The organism is Okeania sp. SIO2F5, assembly GCF_010692685.1.
Classification (GTDB): domain Bacteria; phylum Cyanobacteriota; class Cyanobacteriia; order Cyanobacteriales; family Microcoleaceae; genus Okeania; species Okeania hirsuta.
In genome coordinates this window covers 13,695-34,318 of the sequence record NZ_JAAHGU010000018.1, presented here as the reverse complement: position 1 = coordinate 34,318, position 20,624 = coordinate 13,695, and the positions used below count along the sequence as shown (strand labels likewise).

Genomic DNA, 20,624 nt, shown 5'->3' with positions numbered 1-20,624 from the left:
GAAAACAAACAAGTAAAGTAAATTAGACTATCAAGTTAAAATGATTGTAGATATAGTTGTACAAGGAACTGTAGCTATATCTATAAAATCTTAATAAGTTTATAAAGTCACTTTGAAGCCTTCGATTTAATGATAAATCAAAGGCTCTTTTTATAGTTTAATTTTTGACTAAGACAAGACAGGTTTGAGTTAATTAGTTATAGGTTTCATGATTTTGATATTTAATTAAGCTTGGAACGACTATGTTTGTAGCTAAACTTAGCTCTACCTCATATTGCAATTCACTTAATCTCTATGATTCAAACTAACTATTATGTTATAAGAAAAAAATCAAAAACTTATAACACTTTCGATCTAAGTAATGCTATGGGTAAACATACTAACTTTCGAGGGGTAGAAACGTAAGCTCGACGGTTGAACACATCATATTGATTGCGCTCAATAGCATCTAAAATTTTACTGTAAAGCATAGAAGCTGACCAAACAGGCCAACGAATATCAGGATTCAAACGCCTAATACCTTTCTCTGCATCAACAAAAAACTTGCGTGCTCTGTTAATCTGAAATTTCATTAATTCTCGCCAGCGTCGATCGATTACACCATTCAATAAATCTTCTTCAGTATAATCAAACAAAGCTAATTCTTCTAGAGGAAGATAAATCCGACCCCGACGAGCATCCTCTCCTACATCTCGTAGAATATTGGTAAGTTGATTGGCAATTCCCAAAGCGATCGCCTCTGATGTGGGAGGTTTAATCTGTTGATTTCTATTCCAGGGAGCAGTCAGACTCGATCGCTCCACTCCCATAACTGGCATAGTCATTAAACCAACTGTACCTGCCACTCGATAACAGTAAAGTTCAAGTTCTTCAAATGTTTCGTAGCGACTGCGGTACAGATCCATTTGCTGACCCGCGATCATATCTCGAAATGGTTGTATGTCTAAAGGAAACCTGGATAGAGTATCTACCAAAGCTACATCTGTATCTTCTAGTGGATAGCCAGCAAAGATAGATTCTAGATGTTTTTCCCACTCTTGGAGAGTTTCTGTAGTTGTAGAACTTGACATGGGTCCATCGACCAGTTCATCTGTACGACGACACCAGACATATATTGCCCATATCGCCTTACGTTTAACTTCTGGCATTAACTGAGTACCCATATAAAAAGTTTTAGAGTGGGTAGCTGTGACTTTACGACACAGCTCATAAGACTCTTCTAGTGATACCAGGGATGAACGAGTCATGCGTTGAGAAGATTTAGACCGTTGCAGCATTCTTTGCTGGCTTTGGAGTTGTTGGTTGCAAGTTTGCATGAGATTCAAGGTGAGTAGAAGCGTTAGCGGAGCTTGCCTTCGTAATTGCCTGCGCTGTAAGCTTTCCAGAAAGTACAGCTCCTTCCATGCTGGCTAGATAGCGCTGCATAGTATAATCTCCTGTAAGGAAGAAATTGGCAATTGGTGTTACTTGGGAAGGGCGACAATCTTGGCGACCGGAGGTAGCTTTATATACAGAGCGGGGCGTTTTGACAACGTGAGATTTCAACAACTTAGCTGGAGAATTTCCTTTAAAGTGATGGGGAAATAATTTTTCCAACTCTGCCATTGTGGCTGCGATTATTTCTTGGTCGGATTTATTAATCCAATCTTTGGCGGGTGCTAATACTAATTCCAACATGGAACGATCGGGATTAGCATATTCACGACAGGTGTTACTCATGTCTGCATAGACACTTAGTAGAGGTGAGCGTGAAAACAGTAGATGGTCTATATCTGTTAGTTTGCGATCAAACCATAGATGTAGATTAATTACTGGTACACCTTCAAGACCATTGAGCTTTTGGAAGTATTCCATCTGCTGCCACGGTTTGGGTAACATTGTTTTTAGGGGATCGACTGGCATTGCTGATACATAAGCATCAGCAGTTATTACTCGGTCTTGTGCTCCATTTAATCCTCTGATTAGAAATCCACTGACTTTACCATCATCGTTCAGTAAAAATTCCTTGAGTGGTGCATTTAACTCTACTTCTCCACCTCCCTTAGCAATATAGTCTACCAGAGGTTGACATAATCGCTCTGTGGGCGAACCATCTAAAAAGGCCATTTTAGAGCCATTTTTTTCTTGGAGGAAGCGGTTTAGAGCCGTGAGGATTACGGTTGAGGATATTTCCTCTGGCCCAATAAAATTCAACGCTTTTGACATGGCGATGAATACTTCTTTCTCTACTCTCGGAGGAACATTCTGTTTTTTCAACCATTCCGAGAAGGTGTATCTGTCCATTTTTTCCACATATTCCTGGCCTTGAAGCATAGCTGGAATCAGACCTATACCAAATCTAATTTTTTCTGGCCAGGTTAGCATATCATTATTGCGGAGAATAGCCACTACTCCATTCAAAGGTGCTGGAATATCAGGAAAATCAAATCTAGAGTATGTTCCTGGTTTTTCTGGCTGATTAAAAATCATCGTGTGCTGTTTCCATTGCAGTCTATCCTCTATATTTAGTTCTTTGAATAGCTGCAACATATTTGGATAGGCTCCAAAAAATATATGTAGACCGGTCTCGTACCAGTCTCCTTCCTCGTCTTTCCAGGCTGCTACCTTACCTCCTAGAACGTCCCTTCTTTCTAGGACTATTGGAGTATGACCCATGTCTGTTAGATATTTGGCACAGGAAAGACCGGCTAGTCCCGCTCCCGCGATCGCAACTCGCATTTATTTGGTAAAAACCTCTTTAATTCAATTTACTTCTTTTTTATTATTATAACTTTACAAGTTGTTACAAATTTCAGCAACATCTCATTTGTTATTTTTAATTCCATTTGCCTCAATTTTTGTTATATATACTTTTGACAAAAAGTAGATAAGTGTGGTAATGTTACAGCAAAATTAGTAATATAATCTAAGTATCTTAATAAAATTTAAAAATACATACTTAAATTTGCTCTTGAATATCGATAACAGATTAAGATTAACAGACTAAGGGTAAGAGGCGAGCACAAAAAAAATTAAATCTATAAATCTAAGTTAAGTATGTAGCTATAGAAAAAAAGGCCAAATAAGGAATAAGGAGCCAGAGAGGAGAATACAAACCCCATAAATTCAATAAATTTGAGGGTGTTAGCAAGGAATTCTTGAGCATAGTTGTTTCTCTAAAAAAATTAACCTTAGTCCATAATTCATAAATAAATTTAGTTGTTTTCAACTCTATAAGCAGACAGAAGGCAAAAATATATTTGATTATTCCTGTCTATTGCTTCTGGTCTTATGCCTTCTTTTCAGAGGGTGAGGCTATCCTCAAAGCTTGAGAAATTTGACACGATAGAATAATCAACAAAAGGACAGAATAAAGAAAACTAAGGCATGGGCAAAGTAGTCGGCATAGACCTGGGTACAACAAACTCCGTAGTCTCCGTCATGGAAGGCGGAAAACCCATAGTGATAGCTAATTCAGAAGGAATGCGGACAACTCCATCTGTAGTTGGCTTCACTAAGGAAGGAGAACGAATAGTAGGACAAATGGCCAGAAGACAAACTGTTCTGAATCCTCAGAACACTTTCTACGGGGTCAAGCGATACATTGGACGTAAATACTCTGAACTATCTCCAGAGTCAAAGCGGGTTCCCTATACAATTCGCCGGGATGAATATGGTAATGTCAAAATTAAATGTCCTCGGATGAAACGAGATTTTGCTCCGGAAGAAGTCTCAGCAATGATATTGCGGAAACTGGCAGATGAAGCAAGTCGCTATTTGGGAGAAGAAGTTACAGGGGCAGTAATTACCGTACCAGCCTATTTTAATGATTCCCAAAGACAGGCCACTCGTGATGCAGGGACAATTGCGGGTTTAGAAGTTAAAAGAATTCTGAATGAACCAACGGCTGCATCTTTGGCTTATGGATTAGAGAATACAGATAATCAGGTAATTCTGGTCTTCGACTTGGGTGGAGGTACATTTGATGTATCAATATTAGAGGTAGGAGATGGAGTATTTGAAGTTAAATCCACGAGTGGAGATACTCAACTAGGGGGTAATGATTTTGACCAACGAATAGTAAATTGGTTAGCAGAACAATTTTTAGAGACAGAAGGAATAGATTTAAGGACAAGCGATCGCCAGGCATTACAACGGCTGATGGAGGCTGCGGAAAAAGCTAAAATAGAATTATCTGGGGTCGGAGTGACTGAGATTAACCTACCCTTTATTACAGCCACAAAAGATGGCCCTAAACATTTAGAAACTAGGCTGACTAGGTCTCAATTTGAAGGACTTTGTGGGGATTTAATTCCCAGAATAGGACGCCCTGTGAAAATGGCATTAAAAGATGCGGGTATTAGTCCTTCTATGATTGATGAAGTAGTATTAGTGGGTGGTTCAACTCGGATTCCTTTTGTCCAAGATTTAGTTTACTCTCTAATAGATAGAGAACCAAATCAAGGGGTTAATCCTGATGAAGTTGTGGCTGTGGGAGCTGCTATTCAAGCGGGAATTTTAGCTGGGGATGTACGAGATGTGCTGCTGTTGGATGTCTCCCCATTATCTTTTGGATTGGAAACTATTGGTGGGGTGATGAAAAAACTTATTCCTCGAAATACTACTATCCCGGTACGACGTTCTGATATCTTTTCTACTTCAGAAAATAACCAGACTGTTGTTGAGATTCATGTTATTCAGGGAGAAAGAGAAATTGCGGCAGAGAATAAGTCTCTGGGAAAATTTAAGCTGACGGGTATTCCTCCTGCACCACGGGGTGTGCCACAGGTACAGGTGGCTTTTGATATTGATGCTAATGGTATTTTGCAGGTGACTGCAATGGATAAAACTACTGGTAGGGCTCAAAGTATTACTATTCAAGGAGCATCGACTTTAACTCAGCAAGAAATTAGTCAGATGATTCGGGATGCTGAAAAATTTGCTGAAACAGACAGACTAAGAAGGGAGCAAGTGGAAAAGCGTAATCGTGCAGAAGCTTTGGCCTTTCAAGCTGAACGACAACTCCGGGAGGTGGCCTTGGATTATGGTATGCAATTTGCTGCTAGGAGTCGTCAACGGATTGAGATGTTGATTAGAGAGTTACGGGATAGTCTGGAGAGGGATGATGAGCGTGGTATCGATCAGGTGGGAGTTGATTTACAGGATGCTCTGTACGATTTGAATCGTGAAGTTTCAATTTATACTTCTGATTCAGAGGATGATGATTTTTTTGGATCTGTGCGTCGGAGTATTTCTGGAGAGGACCGCAAGGGCAAGGAACGCTATGATTATGATAATAGGATAGATCGTAGGTCTTCGGATCGAGTCAGTTATAACAGACCAAATAGACCTAATCGTTATTATCAGAGTGATGATTGGAATGATGATGATGATTGGTTGTAACTATTTTAGATTTTACGGGAGATAGTTTCTTGCTTAGTTGCAAGATATAGTTAAAATTAAAAGTGAATTTATTGTCGTGAATGAGTTATAAATATTGGAGAATTTCCTAAGTAAATTAGTGACTTTCTATTATTTTTCTCGAAAAGTGAGAAGGTAAGAAGTCTTAAGTATTCTACCGTTTTTCCTCAAAAAGTTATAGAAAATATTTATAGTTAAAACTTATAAGTTTAAGTTAGCAGATGCAAAATTTTCGGAATTATTATCAGATTTTAGATGTTTCTAAAGATGCTTCGGTGGATGAAATTAAGAAAGCATATAGGAGACTGGCACGACAGTTTCATCCAGATGTAAATCCTGGTGATAAAGAGTCAGAAGAAAAATTTAAAGATATTAATGAAGCTTATGATATTTTATCAGATATAGAAAAACGAACAGAATACGATCAGTTTATTCGATATTGGAAACCTAAAGGAATTGGGGGTAGGGTGGGGATACGAGTTCCTGATTTTAGGAATTGGGATAATCGTGATGAAAATGGGCGAAAAAATGAAAAAAATTCAGATGTTAGTGACTTTTCAGATTTTAATACTTTTGTAGACCAACTATTAGGTCGTCGCCGTGAAGTTAGAACTCCAGTTGAATCGACAATTCCAAAAACTCAGACTTCTAATGTTTATCGTTCTGGTCAGAAAAAGAATACTTATAAGGCAACAGAGCGGGAAGTAAAAAAGGATATTGAGGCTAGATTAACTTTACCTTTGGAAAAGGCTTATGTGGGAGGGGTTGAAAAAATACGTTTGGAGGATGGGCGTTCGATAGAGGTGAATATGCCGATGGCTATGGTTAGTGGTCAAAGAATTCGTCTGAAAAATCAGGGTATTGGTGGGGGAGATTTGTATTTGAAGATTACGATCGCTCCTCATGATTTTTATCAGTTGGATGGACCGGATATTTTTTGTGAGTTACCTATTACTCCTGTGGAGGCCGTTTTGGGTGGGGATATTGAGGTGCCTACTTTGGATGGTTGGGTGAAGATGAAGTTGCCGGCGGGGGTTTTTTCTGGTCAACGTTTACGGCTTGCGAGTAAGGGGTATCCTGATGGGAGGGGTGAGCGTGGAGACCAGTTGGTGGAGATTAAGATTGTGACTCCGAAGGAGCCTAGTCAGGAGGAGTTGGAGATTTATCAGAAGTTACGGGAGGTTGAGAGGTTTAAGCCGAGGAAGGATTTGCCTGTTTGATTTGAGCTTAAGGTGTGCGAAGGAATAAGCTTGCTTTGTCTGAGTTTTGAGCTTTTGATATGTTCTAACCTTACATATATAATTTATATTTCCTAGGTTTTAGTTGAATAAAAAGTCATGCTTAGGGACGAGTGACTAAAATTTTATATACCTTATCACGATTTTTGAGAAGATGCAACCTCATTATTCTCTAATTTTTTGAGCTTCAGAAAATGAAAAAGTGCAACTTAAACTCAAGAAGGAGTCCTGCGCTTTATCTGCTGATTCAGGGTCATTTCAGTTATCAGTTATCAGTACCTCTGCCTGTTTGCGGAGCATTCCACAGGAAAGCATCGGAATTGAAATATTGAACTTGATTTTTTTTCATCCCATTGAAAGGGGAGGCTTGAGACCTTATTTTTTGGTCAGGAGGCATTTTTGAGAGCAAATAAAAATCTGTTTCACTTTTTTTTGTTGAATAAAAAATCATGCGTAGGGGCGAACAACTGCCAATATGTATATCCTATCGCGGTTTTTGAGGGGATGCAACCTCATTATCCTCTAATTTTTTTGAGCTTCAGAAAATGACAAGGTTCAATATTTTGATTACCTATACTCATAGGGAACGATCGGGCAATATTTCTATTATTGAGGATGATTTTTTTTTGCAGCGGAGGGAAGTTTTGGAAAAGAATTCAGACAACCTTTGAGAAAACGCATCTATGTTGATGGAGGTCTGGATTTTTCGGCTTATTTGTTTTGGCGTTGGTGAATCAGCATCAGAATTAAGATATTTGGACTAACCGTAATCAACATCAGAATTATGAATACCCCTTTCATTACTTGCTCCCGAACAAACCGTAAACGAAATAATCTGTAGGGACTTTAAATAGGGTTTCCATACGCAAACTCTAATTATTAATTATTAGGTAAGTTTTAGTTATCAATTTCAGTCTTTTAGTTTTAAAATTTTTAATTTTGTCATCAACCTCTGACAAAATCGGAGAAAAGTTTTCCCAATCAGCTAACGAAGTTTCAATATTTTTAGCGCTTTTACTCGGTTGTGTGATACTCTAAATGGTAGAAAAATCCAAGGGATAGTATTGCTTAAAAGAATTTTGAGGCTGCAAATACCTATCGTGTCGTTGTTTTTAGAGGCGATCGTCTGAATTTATGTGACGATGAATGACTAATTTTTCTCTCCTCATTTTTCAGTAGATTGATAGATTGACTGTTTTGTGGTAAGTGGCTGGAAATCTGTATTAGAAACTTGCTTATGGTCTTTTTTGCCTGGCACTGGTAGAGGTGCGGTAGATTATTTTGCCAGAGTTGTTGATAGTAACTACCTCAAAAATAAATACTTCTCCTTTTAAGCTAGCCATAGAATTGAACTGGTGAAAATATTACATAATACCGTGCCAAATTCTACTATCAAAACTAGGTTAGGTAGGGTAAGTAAATTTTTACCTACCCTACCAAAACTAAGTAGAGCAGACTAAAAAAAAGACACTGTATATTTAATCAAAAAACTCCTAAAGCCATTTAATATAAACTTTTGAGCTAATTTACAATTTGATAAATAGCGCCCAAAATTTACCATTTTCTACTTAATAGTTAAATAGCTATTAATTACTGCTGAAACTGACGAGTACCGAAAAGATTTTCCCTGGCTTTTTCATCAAACTTCTTTGTCCGACTCTCACTTAAAACTGCTAAACCACGACTTACTGTAGGTCGCTGACTAATAGTTTCAAACCATCGCTTTAAATGAGGAAAGTCTGATAAATTTTGCCCTTGCTTTTCGTGGGGTACTATCCAAGGATATATTGCCATATCAGCAATAGAATAATCTCCCGCCACATATTCTACTTGAGATAATTGTTGATTTAATACTCCATATAAACGTGATGCTTCATTGGTGTATCTTTCAATTGCATAGGGAATTTTTTCGGGTGCATATTGACGAAAATGATCAGCTTGCCCTAACATTGGGCCAAGACCTCCCATTTGAAACATTAGCCACTGAATTACTGTGTAGCGATCGCTTGGGTTATCGGGAATAAAGCGACTTGTTTTTTCAGCTAAATAGAGCAAAATAGCTCCTGACTCGAAGATAGAAATAGGGTTGCCATTGAGTCCATTAGGGTCAACAATGGCTGGCATTTTATTGTTAGGGCTAATTTTCAAATATTCTGGCTGAAATTGGTCTCCGGCGGTAATATTAACTGGAATTAAGTTATAAGGGGTTTCTGTTTCTTCTAACATAATAGAAATTTTCCAGCCATTAGGAGTAGGCCAATAATATAAGTCGATAGTCATAATTTAAAAAGCTCTAATTTTTATTGAGTTTGCTATTAAAAAGCCTTTAGCAATTAAGTACTTCAGCAATCAGCAGTCAGCTTTTGATAAGGGGATTTAAATTCTTCTTAAAATTAAGCGACTTAATAGAAGTCGGAGATTTAAACCCAAGCTTTTCTGTTCCGGAATGCTCCACAAACAGATACCTAATTAGGGTTTGCTGAAAAAAGTATTTTTGCTCTTTGTAGGAGACAGGAGACAGGAGACAGGAGGAACGGGGAATTTAGAGGAGATAGGAGTAAGAATTGTTCCAATATTGTTCTGCCCAACTATGAGCCTAAAATACGCTCCTTTTTTAGCGTGAAGAGCTGAAACAGGCGCACTTTTTCAAAGCCCCAAAAAGTCTAAAACCTTTATCTGTAAATACTTTTATATTTAATCAGCAAGTCCTAATTATATGGGCAAATTTTTAGGCTGATAGTTGATAACTAATTGCTGATAGCTAGTATCGCTACACAGAAGTTAAAAGTCAAAAGTATTGATTTGTAATTGTTTTAGGATTTTGTAACTGCTTAGTTATTTCCACCATCTTGCACTAGTTAATTGTAACCAAGACTTTGACGTGCCAGACTGTCAAATAAATCGAGCATTTTTTTCCGCCACATATTAACAGAGTCGTTGGTTTCTAATAATTTAATGGGGGAGATAGAACGAGCAAATTGAAATTTAGCAAATATAACGTAGTCGGCAAAGTTTGGTTTTTCTCCTGCCAAGAAAGGCTGCTGATTTAAAGTTTCTCTTAAAGGAGAGAGGATGGTTCTAAAATGCTCAATTTGAGATGGTTGTACATCTTTAAATTCTTCTAGTGATTTGCCTAATAGTTGTTCGCGAGTTTCTCGAAAATAAGTTTTGTCTTTGGCATCTATATGTTCAAATACATTGTATATAAGCATTGGTAGTAAGGCTGGGTTCAAAACTTTTTCATCCCAATTTTTGATAAATAAAGCTTGAGCTTGTGCTTGATAACAGCCGAATAAAGAAGGTTTATTTGGATAGGTTTCTTCTAAGTAGTTGGCAATATTCCAAGAGTCAAAAACTACTCGATCACCATCAACAATTACTGGTACTTTTTCTTGACCAGAGAAAGCGATTGTTTCTTTTTCAGTAAAGTGCCAAGGAATTCTTTCTACTTCCAGTTGTTTATGGGCTAGAGCCATACGAATTCTCCAGCAGTATGGGCTAAAAGCTCTGTTATTTTCTGTACCTACTAGGTCATACATTTTGATTTTCATGGATGGCATAATACTTGCAACTGCTCTATTAAGGATAACAGAATTTTAGCTTGTTAATAAATAATATTTTTTGTCAAAATCGAGTTATTTTTACAGCAATAATTAGCTAATTTTAGGTAATTATAAATAAGTAATAATAGATTTTATTTGGATTGTAAATGAAGCAAGCATTCGTTTAACTTCTACTACATTCTCAACCAGATATTCGTACTCTGAAGCTTTGATAAAATTACTTTTTTCTCCTTGAAAGGTAATAAAACTGATAGCTGACTCCTGTTTGTGCAGCATTCCGCAGGAAATGCTTATCTTTTAGAAGGTAAATCTTTCTTATTCTTGAAAAAAGAGAGATGGAGATAATTTTAGAGATGCGAGTATGGTGTTTGGCAAAATTTTTCCAACAATCATTTTTATCAGTTAAGAAATTGTTAGTGATTTAAGTAGATTTCACAATCATAATCAGTTAGGTATAAATGACTTTATTAGTAAGCATTTAGCCGTCAGCTATCAGATATTCCCTGTAGGATGCTACGCAAACAGCTATTGCTTTTAGTTTTAGATCAAAGCTTTACTAATTGAGGTAGATTTCATTAATTGATAATGGATAATTGATAATTACCTCTGGTTAAAATCGAGAGGATTGAATATCAGGAGATATTATTTCTTCTCTTGGTCGATTGGATATTGTTAGGAAACCCATCCATCCCACCCTTCGGGAAGCTGCGAATATCGACCACTTTTTTCCCCTTAAAAGGGGAGGCTTCAAGGCGCGAAAAAGTATTGAAAAAACAACTTATCTTGACCTTAGCAGTGTATATTCATTATTTATGAAACAGCTAAAAGCTGAATGCAAGCTAGCTGAATATTTAAGGAAAAAGTATTTTTAGATTAACTGCTGAAGTAGACAAGTATATTTTTTGTTCCCTACTACCTACTATCTACTTACAAATTTTGAATTAATTTTGCACAAGTACTTATATTTTCTACAAAACTGCGTCGAGAATGTCAGCATTCAGGTATTAGTAGTCAGCTCTTCCTAGGTCATACTGCGCAAACAGCTTTTTAATGAATGAAGCCAGCTTTATTTTAACTTATACTACATTTTTAACCAGAGTATTATAAACATTTAGCTATGAGTAATCAGCTCTTCCTCCGGAATGCTACACAAACATTTTTTTAATGAATGAAGCCAACTTTATTTTAACTTATACTACATTTTTAACCAGAGTATTGAAGTACAAGAAAGACTCGCTTGAGTTGTAAACCCATGCAATTATGTGGTAAGAAATGAGTTAATAATTCATAGCTGATAGCTGATGGCTGAATGCTTACCCGATAATTACTATATACATTTCCTTGTTTAAAAATTACCAATGAATATTTTTTTGATTTATCCCTCAAATTACGGTCTTATGCTGATTCAAGTGAAATATTAATCAGTGAAAATACTATTGTTGTGCATCAACAAATAATTAATAATAAAATAACAGACATTTACTCACACCATAAAATAGAAATGAATATAATTCCTACTCAATGTCAATACTTACAAAATCAGGTAGAAAATTTACTTCAATTATTGCATCAAGAATCTACTCTAAGACAACAAGATACAACAGCGGTTCGTGCTTCTTTAAATAAAGTAATTTCTCCCAAATTTGAAATAGTATTTGCAGGAGCTTTTAGTGCGGGTAAGTCGATGTTAATTAATGCTTTATTAGGAAGAGAATTACTTTATAGTGCAGAGGGACATGCTACAGGAACAGAATGTTATATAGAATATGCCGAACCTGAAAAAGAACGAGTAGTTTTAACATTTTTAAGCGGGAAAGAAATTCAAGAACAAGTAGCAATTTTACGACAGGAATTAGGTTTAGACTCCAATGCTAATATTCAACAACCAAAGGTAATCCAAATTATTAGGGAACAATGCGACGCAATTATTAAAAATGAAGGTGGCGAAAATAAATCGGAGCGGGCTAAACAAGCAAAAGCATTGAAATTATTAGTAGATGGTTTTGAGGCGAATAAAGAATGTATTCATTCTGCTGAAAATGCTATTTATTCTATGGAGCAGTTTAATTTTTCTAACCTGAAAGAAGCGGCAAGTTATGCACGACGGGGGATGAATAGTGCTGTGTTGAAGAGAGTAGAATATTATTGTCATCATCCTCTTTTAGAAGATGGAAATGTAATTATTGATACTCCAGGAATTGATGCGCCAGTAGAAAAAGATGCTCAAGTTACTTATGACAAAATAGAGCATCCAGAAACTTCTGCGGTTGTTTGTGTTTTAAAAGCTGCTGCTGCGGGAGATATGACAACTGAAGAAACAGAATTACTGGAAAAAATGCGAGAAAATCCTGGAATTAGAGACCGGGTTTTTTATGTGTTTAATCGTATTGATGAAACTTGGTACAATTCTCAACTCAGACAACGATTAGAAAGTTTGATTATTTCTGATTTTCGGGATACAGAAAGGATTTATAAAACCAGTGGGTTGTTAGGTTTTTATGGCAGTTTAATAAAAGAAGCAAGTTTAGGCGATCGCTTTGGTTTAGATAGTATATTTGCTAATAGTGTTAAAGGTTTAGATGAGGAGGAGGAAACACCACAATTTGTCTATGCTTTTAACAATTATTGTGGTACTTCTCGCAAACTTCCGAGTAATTTTCGGATAAGTATTAATGGTTTTGAGTCGCCTAATGAAAATTATGTCCGGATTTTAGGTGAGTGGGGTAAACCGTTAATCGAACAATTAATAAAAGATAGTGGAATAGAAGAATTTAGGAATGGAATTACTCGGTATCTGAAGGAGGAAAAACGTCCACAATTATTTGCAAATTTGGCAGATGATTTGCAAAATATCTGTATTCAATTACAGAAAAATTATTTAGCTACTCAACAAAACTTGGCGAGTCAACCCCAGGAAATAGAGGCAATGAAAATCCAGGAATTATCATTGTTGAATTCTCAACTTCAGGAGGTGGGCGAAGGATTTAATCAACATATTTCTGAGGAAGTAAATTTGCTAGTCACAAATAAATGTGATGCTTTTGAAGCAGATTTTAATCAACTCCAATCTCGAATGATTCGTCGTTTAGATGAACTGTTAGATACTTTTTCTGTAGAAGCTGCTTATAGTAGGGCAACTATTAATCATCCACGGAATGCAACGGCACCTTTATTAGCAGTTTTAGTCGAAGCACTTTATTATTTAGCCAATCAATTGGAGGATATTTTAGTTGATTCTACCCAGTCAGTAGTAAGTGGATTTTTCCAACGTTTAATTGACCGAGTCCGCAAGTCAGAATATTATCGGCAACTTTATCGTTTGTTGGGGAATGATGGAAGTATTGAACAACATTTAAAGGAAGTAAAAAAAGTAGTTACTACGGCATTAATAAGTGCGGCGCGGATAGAATGTGACAGGTTTGTGCGAGAAAGTCCCCGTTTTTATGATGAAGGAACTTTTTCTATCTATCAGTTTCGGCAGACTTTGTTGCAGACTTCTCAAAGTTTTGATTGTAGCAGTATGGTAGAAGCTGAACCGTCAATTAGGCAATTGTTGAAGTTGGATTTTGAGCCGAAAGTTTCTAGGACTATTCGACAGACTTTTCGTCAGACTTTGAATCAAACTTTGAAGACTCATTTATTACCTATGGCGGAAAAACAAGGGGAAGATATTATGCAGCAATATAATCAAGCGCGGGAATATTTAGAGAAAAGTTTGGAGACTGAAGCTGCGGAAAAAATTCAACGAAATTTACATTTACAAACTGAGGTTGAGGAGAAAATAGGGGTTTATAATCAGTTGGTTTCTAGTATTAATAGTTGTTTACGGACGATGTTATTGAATGAGCGACAATTGCCAATTATTTATGGGTTTAATTTTGGGAAAAATGGGGATGATTTGGATGTAGTAAGTGATGAAAATGAGAAATTATTGGAGAGTGAAGAAGTATCTCCACTTGATGATTTAAGACAGCAGATGAATTTGAATAGTTAGGGGTAGTTTTATTTCAGAAAAATGTAGGGTGTGTTGTTGAAGCATCCTACAGTTATAGTGCTTTGCGCAAGGCAAAAGTCAAAAGTCAAAAGTTAAAAGTAATACCAGTTTGATAAATATTTACTACAAATCAATAGGTTATTTCTTAGGAGTCAACCCACCCCTAACCCCTCCCAGGAGGGGAAGTTAGGAGGACCGAGTCAGAATGAATGGCTTCGATTCCATTTTTTAGGTTGTAAATTATCTTTTTCGTCAAAGAGATATCTCCTGTCAAGTCTTTTAATCGCACTTATTATTCGTAACATTCTTTTTGCAAATTGATGTAATACCAAAAATCAATATATTTTGATAAACCCGATCATTTTGAAGATATAGCGCTACGCAAATACGCTCTTGACATTCTTCTGTTCCCTGTTCCCTACTCCGGTGTTCCCTTACAACCAAAATTTATTGTCAAACGCCAAAAGACGGAGTGCTATAGAAAAAATCCCCTGTTTACCTAGTTGAAAATATTCTGTAGGGGCTAACATTCAGGCAGTAACTAAAAGTATAAACTCTAGATTTTCTTTCCGAATGCTTCCCCCTCCTGTCAGGATTCAAAATTTAGAGATAACAATTATCAAACCCTGAAACAAAAACATTAAAATACTAACTACAAACTATTTTTATTTCCCACCATAATAAAAAGCAATTTCTTTCTCTTTAAGTGGAGCAAAATTTGCATCTTTCAACATTTGATTTAACTCTTCCTGGGAAATATGCTTCGCCCCAATACGCACAATACGAGACCGCATTGTATTACTAACCCCACTCCGTTGTCGTTGACCTTCTAATGCCATTACCTTGTGATAAAGGTCGAGCTTTTCTGTTGGGATAGCAGAACCATCTAAATCTATTCCTTTAGCGATCGCCTCATCCACAGCATCTGCTCCAGTAGTGGATGCAGTTGTGGAAGTTTTTTCTGAAGACATAGCAAAAAATTATTGGGTTTACATGATTATTTTATCTCGTGTAAGGCACACCTCAAAACTTTCTATAGGAGTAAATTTTTCCAATTAAAATTTAACTCATAGCAAACTCAGTAAACTTTCTCACCTCTGGAGCTTTAAAAACAAAAATAATATCACTTTTAATAATATCTAATCTGATTAACTCATCAGTTATTCCTTCTCCAGTAAAATATTGTTCTATGTAAATATTTTCATTTTTAAACTCAATATAAACATCAGTATATTTCATTTTTTGGCGTTGGTAATTTGAGGTATGATATCATGTCTGGATAAGAGCGCGGCGATAGAACTCCGTGACCTTTACGCGACCAAAAAACTTTCTCCTTTTACTCGGGGTTTCTGATTCTTTCTTCCCTCCTGACTCGCTCCGACTGACTTCCCCTCCTGGGAGGGGCACGCGGGTGGGTTGACTCCTAAAGAATTAAGATTAATATCATACACGCGCTTTACCAACGCCCATTCTTTTTTCCTTACTAATCAACTGTTAACCATAAATACAGCAATCCGGAATGATTTATGAGAATTTTATTACTTTAGTTTTCCCTATTCCTTATACTAATTAAAAAAAAGAATGTTACGAATAATCAGGGCAATTAAAACACAAGTGCAGGAAATGCCTCTTTGACTAAAAAGATAACTTACCGAATAATTAAGGTTTAAAGTCTCTCCTTTAAAGGAGAAAAGCGGTCGTTTTGCTGGCGCACAACTCCGTTAACGCTGCGCGACATGTTTGCGGAGCATGACAAACGGAAAAAGTGGAGCTTCCCGAAGGGTGGGATGGCGAGGAGACCCGCTCTTGCAGAGCCGCTCCGCTAACGCCATATCCAATCGACCAAGAGAAAAGAAAAAATTTTCCTTTTAGTCAATCCTCTTCTTTTCAAAGAGAGGTAATTGTTAATTATTAATTATTAATTATTAATTGTTGAAGACCTAATAAATGATATTGAAGCTATTCATTCTGTACGTTGCTAATCCGACAGCTTCCCTACCTGACTCCTAAGAAATAAACTAGCTATTTGTAGCTAAGATTTATAAAATTCGTATTATTATCTAAAAGTCTAGGGTATTTCAAAATTCAAATAAAATTGTTATAGTAATTGCAAATTTCATCTGATTTATGAACTAATTCAAGAAAGAATAAGGTTTTAGTTATCTAGAAAAATCTGCCAATAGCGCAGTCAAGACATCCGGAGCTTCAATATTGTAGAAAATCAGAAGCGATTAGTGCAGGATGGCGGAAATAACTGACCAGTTAAAAAATCCTAAAAGCCTTACCAATCAATACTTTTGACTTTTGACTTTTGACTTTTGACTTCCGCGTAGCGGCACTAGAATAGTCAACCCATCTTTAATTCAAGCATTTAAAGCATTTTAACTGTATTCTTGTAAGTATCTTTTGCTAGCATTATTTGATCGATAAAATATTATGCTTCAAGATTTATTATAACTGAATATCCATAGTAAATTCAAGAAGTCAGAAATCAGAAGTGTGTTTGCGCAGCATTCGGAGCGAAAGTCAGAAGTTAAAATTAGTGGGAGATTGTTACTTACCACTAATTTTCAACCGCTAAAATAAAATTTATAGCGGGGGTTGCGTTACCCTATTTATCCGTCTAGAAATAGAGATTTTATTACCGAAATTATCACGGGGAAAAACTTCTGACTTGGTGACTTCCTATTTCTGACTTTCCGTTTGTCATGCTGCACAAACGAGGGCAGGGATAATGTTAGTATTTTAATAAACTATTAACTGGTGATATAATCATACTGAATTAACAAAAATTAGAGATTTAATCAGAAATAAATTATGAGCAAAACTCCCCGAATAAACATTCCTTTAGCAGTCAGAAAATATGTATTCGAGCGCGACCGCTACCATTGTAAAAGTTGTGGTAAAACTACTAGAGAAACACAACTTACTATAGACCATATTATCCCCCTAGCTAGTGGTGGTAGTAATGATATTAGTAACCTACAAACCCTCTGTAGTAAATGTAATCAAAAAAAGAAACATAACTTTGACCCACGATTCCAACGGAACTTCAGTAACTAAAGCCAAAAAAAATTATTCCACCCCCGAAAAATCTCAATTTTTGAGTAAAATGGAACCGGATTAAATCAGGATAAATATATGGTAAATTCAAAAAGAATTAACTTTCTTAAAAGTAAGTTGTACTCTCTAATAAGTAGAATGTCTGATATAGACCTAGAAAGAGGTTGGGAATATTTACAAACACTTTATTATGATAGCTTCATGCTACAAGCTATTCAACAATCTAAAACAACTCATAAACCAGGAGATATATTAACCAAAGAAGAAGCCATACAAATATTGTATTTTGACCGAGAAGATAGTCAAACTAAAAATAACCAATAATAATAAATTAAGATATAGAAAAAACAATATTATTGTGAACCTAGAAGTGCGTTATGCTCGGTCTTTTGTCCAAGACCTAAAAACTTTAGAAACTGCCGCCTACAAAAAAATATATGATTTTGTTTTTCTCAAATTCAGTCAAATAAATTACTTACAAGAACTACCAGAATTAAGACAACTTGGAACCAGTGCTATTTTCTACAGATTTACTGTGGACAAATATCTAATTGGTATAGAAGTAACAGGTCAAATTCTTAAATTTATCCGTATTTTACCAAAGCCACAAATTTAATATTATAAACTATAGATAGCAGACTAAAAAAAACAAAAAATACAGTAATTTTTATGGACTCAAAAGCACTCTGGCAACGCTATATTAACTGGCTTTATTACCATGAAGGATTAAAATTTTATGTTGATATAAGTCGCATTAAATTTGACGATTCTTTTCTAGAAACAATCAAGCCAAAATTTGAAAAAGCTTTCCAAGATATAGAACAATTAGAAAAAGGTGCGATCGCCAACCCAGACGAAAACCGGATGGTTGGCCACTACTGGCTGAGATCCCCAGAACTTGCGGCCACCCCCGAAATCAAACAAGAAATTGTCCAGACTATCGAACAGATTGAGACTTTTGCCAAGAAAGTCCATAGTGGAGAAATCAAACCTCCTAATGCCCCCAAATTTACAGATATTCTGTCCATTGGTATCGGTGGTTCAGCTCTCGGTCCTCAATTTGTGGCCGAAGCCCTTAGTCCAAATGACCCACCAATGCAAATACATTTCATCGACAATACCGATCCTGCAGGTATCGACCGCGTACTCTACAAACTCAAAGACCGCCTCAAAAGTACCCTAGTCATAGTCATCTCCAAATCAGGGGGTACGCCAGAACCTCGCAACGGTATGATGGAAGTCAAAGCAGCTTATGCTGCTCAAAATCTAGACTTTGCTCCCCACGCCGTCGCAACTACCACCCCCGATAGTAAACTAGGTAAAATTGCCAAATCTGAAGGATGGCTAAATATTACCCCCATGGCAGACTGGGTAGGGGGACGTACTTCAGAATTATCCTCCGTTGGTTTACTACCAGCAGCATTGCAAGGAATTGACATCCAGGCTATGTTAGATGGGGCAAAAGAAATGGACATAGCCACTCGCAAACATGATATTAAAGGCAACCCCTCTGCTTTATTAGCTTTGAGTTGGTATGCGGTAGGTAACGGACGAGGGGAAAAAGATATGGTAGTTCTCCCCTACAAAGACAGTCTGCTAATGTTCAGCCGTTATTTACAGCAGTTGGTCATGGAATCTTTAGGCAAAGAAAAAGACCTAGATGGTAATATAGTCAACCAAGGTATTGCAGTTTATGGTAATAAAGGTTCCACAGACCAACACGCTTATGTACAACAGTTGCGTGATGGTGTACCTAATTTCTTTCTTACCTTTATCGAAGTTCTAGAAGACCGTCAAGGTATTTCTCCTGAAGTAGAACCAGGAGTAACCTCTGGTGACTACTTATCTGGTTTTCTACAAGGTACTAGACAAGCACTTTATGAAAATCAGCGAGATTCTATTACAGTTACAATACCCAAAGTTAATCCTAAAAATGTAGGGGCCTTAATTGCTCTTTATGAGAGAGCTGTTAGTTTTTATGGCTCTCTAGTTAATATTAATGCCTATCACCAACCAGGAGTAGAAGCAGGTAAAAAAGCTGCGGCCACAGTGCTAGAGTTACAACAACAGGTAGTAAATGTCCTCAAGCAAGAGGTTTCTCCCCTATCTTTAGAAGAAATTGCCCAAAAAGTAGGTGCTGATGACAAAATAGAAATCATCTATAAGATTTTGCGCCATTTGGCAGCTAACCAACAGAATATTGTTTTTCATGGAAATCTTGGGCAACCAGTTAATTTAGCTGTAAGCTATCAGTAGTATTAAGTATTATAGGTATTAATTTGGCCTAGAGCATTCGGGTTGGTTATTGGACTCATCCAGATTGTGCAGCAACAGATATAGTTTTTACTCATGGACTAGAGAATATAGTAACTCAAGGACTCTGGGACCCGGAAATAGCCTGTAAAGTAAGTTTGTGGGTGCTTTCTGACCTAAGATAATAAGTTGCGTTGGACAGCAACCCACATAATTATAATCTTGGGAAGTCTACGCGTACATCCAGGTTAAGCACCATGAGAATGTCACTAGGAGATAACTTCACAAGCATAAAAATTTAGTTACTAATAGTCTAGGTATTTCCCTACTCCCAATGTTAATTTACTTCCCTATTCCCATTAAACAATGCCCTTAACAATTCTCGTAGTTGATGATGATTTGGGAACTCGTTTATGTGTTGGTGATTACCTAGAGATTTCTGGTTACTCGGTAGTCAAAGCTGAAAATGGTCAACAAGCTTTGGATTTATTAGAGAAATCTCGGCCACACCTGATGATTACTGATATTGCTATGCCAGAAATAAATGGTTATGACCTGGTACGACAAGTTCGATCGCGTCCCATTTTTCGTTTATTGCCTGTGATTTTTTTAACTGCCCATACAAGTACAGAAGAACGAGTAAAAGGCTATAATTTGGGGTGTGATATTTACTTACCAAAACCTTTTGAATTACCAGAGTTAGGAGCAATAGTTCGGTCTTTGTTGGAGCGGTCTGCTCTTATTGCCCAAATTTCACCCATATTTAACCAATATTCTCAGACAGAAAAGCTATCTAAATCACATTATTCAGAAGCAGTATCTCAGTCAGTTATTGCCAATTCTAAGATTAGTTTGACTGAGCGAGAACAACAAGTTTTGAGTCTTTTAGTTAATGGTCTTTCTAATGTTCAGATTGGCGACCGCCTACATTTAAGCCATAGAACTATTGAAAAATATGTCAGCAGTTTATTTAGAAAAACCAATACTAATAATCGAGCTGAATTAGTTCGTTTTACTATGGAAAATTACTTGACTAATTAGGGTTTGCTGAAAAAGTATTTCAGTAGAAGTAGGAGACAGGAGACAGGAAAAATGGTAATTAAGAGGAGGTAG

General features: G+C 36.5%; 16 protein-coding genes. 9 read left to right on the top strand and 7 right to left on the bottom strand.

Annotated elements, in window-relative coordinates; translation table 11 throughout:
- Window positions 1-338 precede the first annotated feature (338 nt).
- A complete protein-coding gene (gene crtB / locus F6K27_RS09785) occupies window positions 339-1,277 on the bottom strand; it encodes a 15-cis-phytoene synthase CrtB (RefSeq protein WP_287275754.1) in 939 nt (312 codons plus the stop codon).
- Window positions 1,261-2,718 carry a 15-cis-phytoene desaturase gene (gene pds / locus F6K27_RS09780; RefSeq protein ID WP_287275693.1) on the bottom strand — a complete coding sequence of 486 codons (1,458 nt, stop codon included), beginning with the start codon at window positions 2,716-2,718 and terminating at the stop codon, window positions 1,261-1,263. Before pds ends, crtB begins: the two co-directional genes overlap by 17 nt.
- Window positions 2,719-3,366: 648 nt before the next feature.
- Here pds and dnaK point away from each other — a divergent pair.
- The 3 genes from dnaK (at window position 3,367) to F6K27_RS09765 (ending at window position 7,972) form a co-directional block, all read left to right on the top strand.
- Window positions 3,367-5,382 (top strand): molecular chaperone DnaK, encoded by a 2,016-nt coding sequence (gene dnaK, locus F6K27_RS09775; RefSeq protein ID WP_287275692.1) that lies wholly within the window; start codon window positions 3,367-3,369, stop codon window positions 5,380-5,382.
- A 239-nt stretch (window positions 5,383-5,621) separates the two neighbouring features.
- Window positions 5,622-6,620 carry a DnaJ C-terminal domain-containing protein gene (locus F6K27_RS09770; RefSeq protein WP_124143553.1) on the top strand — a complete coding sequence of 333 codons (999 nt, stop codon included), beginning with the start codon at window positions 5,622-5,624 and terminating at the stop codon, window positions 6,618-6,620.
- A 1,217-nt stretch (window positions 6,621-7,837) separates the two neighbouring features.
- Window positions 7,838-7,972, top strand: a complete 135-nt coding sequence (locus tag F6K27_RS09765; protein ID WP_287284250.1) for a hypothetical protein — start codon at window positions 7,838-7,840, stop codon at window positions 7,970-7,972.
- A gap of 256 nt (window positions 7,973-8,228) precedes the next feature.
- Here the strand turns inward: F6K27_RS09765 and F6K27_RS09760 are convergent, their stop codons facing one another.
- The 3 genes from F6K27_RS09760 to F6K27_RS09750 all read right to left on the bottom strand — a co-directional run bounded on the left by F6K27_RS09760 (window position 8,229) and on the right by F6K27_RS09750 (window position 11,560).
- On the bottom strand, window positions 8,229-8,918 hold the full coding sequence (locus F6K27_RS09760) for a glutathione S-transferase family protein (RefSeq protein ID WP_287275690.1): 690 nt from the start codon (window positions 8,916-8,918) through the stop codon (window positions 8,229-8,231).
- Window positions 8,919-9,496: 578 nt separating this feature from the next.
- On the bottom strand, window positions 9,497-10,198 hold the full coding sequence (locus F6K27_RS09755; RefSeq protein WP_287275688.1) for a glutathione S-transferase family protein: 702 nt from the start codon (window positions 10,196-10,198) through the stop codon (window positions 9,497-9,499).
- A 1,206-nt stretch (window positions 10,199-11,404) separates the two neighbouring features.
- On the bottom strand, window positions 11,405-11,560 hold the full coding sequence (locus tag F6K27_RS09750; protein ID WP_161564975.1) for a hypothetical protein: 156 nt from the start codon (window positions 11,558-11,560) through the stop codon (window positions 11,405-11,407).
- Window positions 11,561-11,702: 142 nt separating this feature from the next.
- On the opposite strand from F6K27_RS09750, the gene F6K27_RS09745 reads away from it, so the two are divergent.
- Window positions 11,703-14,195 carry a dynamin-like GTPase family protein gene (locus tag F6K27_RS09745; RefSeq protein ID WP_287275684.1) on the top strand — a complete coding sequence of 831 codons (2,493 nt, stop codon included), beginning with the start codon at window positions 11,703-11,705 and terminating at the stop codon, window positions 14,193-14,195.
- A 665-nt stretch (window positions 14,196-14,860) separates the two neighbouring features.
- Here F6K27_RS09745 and F6K27_RS09740 read toward each other — a convergent pair.
- Together F6K27_RS09740 and F6K27_RS09735 are read right to left on the bottom strand one after the other, a co-directional pair.
- Window positions 14,861-15,166, bottom strand: a complete 306-nt coding sequence (locus F6K27_RS09740) for a DUF4090 family protein (protein WP_124143556.1) — start codon at window positions 15,164-15,166, stop codon at window positions 14,861-14,863.
- A gap of 91 nt (window positions 15,167-15,257) precedes the next feature.
- On the bottom strand, window positions 15,258-15,434 hold the full coding sequence (locus F6K27_RS09735; protein WP_287275681.1) for an element excision factor XisI family protein: 177 nt from the start codon (window positions 15,432-15,434) through the stop codon (window positions 15,258-15,260).
- 1,578 nt (window positions 15,435-17,012) lie between these two features.
- On the opposite strand from F6K27_RS09735, the gene F6K27_RS09730 reads away from it, so the two are divergent.
- The 5 genes from F6K27_RS09730 (at window position 17,013) to F6K27_RS09710 (ending at window position 20,552) form a co-directional block, all read left to right on the top strand.
- Window positions 17,013-17,258, top strand: coding sequence for an HNH endonuclease (locus tag F6K27_RS09730; RefSeq protein ID WP_124143559.1), 246 nt, complete (start codon window positions 17,013-17,015; stop codon window positions 17,256-17,258).
- Between the two features lie 78 nt (window positions 17,259-17,336).
- Window positions 17,337-17,582: a hypothetical protein gene (locus F6K27_RS09725; protein ID WP_240038792.1), complete on the top strand. Its 246-nt coding sequence runs from the start codon at window positions 17,337-17,339 to the stop codon at window positions 17,580-17,582.
- A gap of 34 nt (window positions 17,583-17,616) precedes the next feature.
- The gene (locus F6K27_RS09720; RefSeq protein ID WP_124143560.1) at window positions 17,617-17,874 is read left to right on the top strand and encodes a cytotoxic translational repressor of toxin-antitoxin stability system; all 258 of its coding nucleotides are present in this window, start codon (window positions 17,617-17,619) and stop codon (window positions 17,872-17,874) included.
- Window positions 17,875-17,927: 53 nt separating this feature from the next.
- Window positions 17,928-19,514: a glucose-6-phosphate isomerase gene (locus F6K27_RS09715; RefSeq protein ID WP_287275678.1), complete on the top strand. Its 1,587-nt coding sequence runs from the start codon at window positions 17,928-17,930 to the stop codon at window positions 19,512-19,514.
- Window positions 19,515-19,877: 363 nt separating this feature from the next.
- Window positions 19,878-20,552, top strand: a complete 675-nt coding sequence (locus F6K27_RS09710; RefSeq protein WP_124143562.1) for a response regulator transcription factor — start codon at window positions 19,878-19,880, stop codon at window positions 20,550-20,552.
- Window positions 20,553-20,624: the final 72 nt, after the last annotated feature.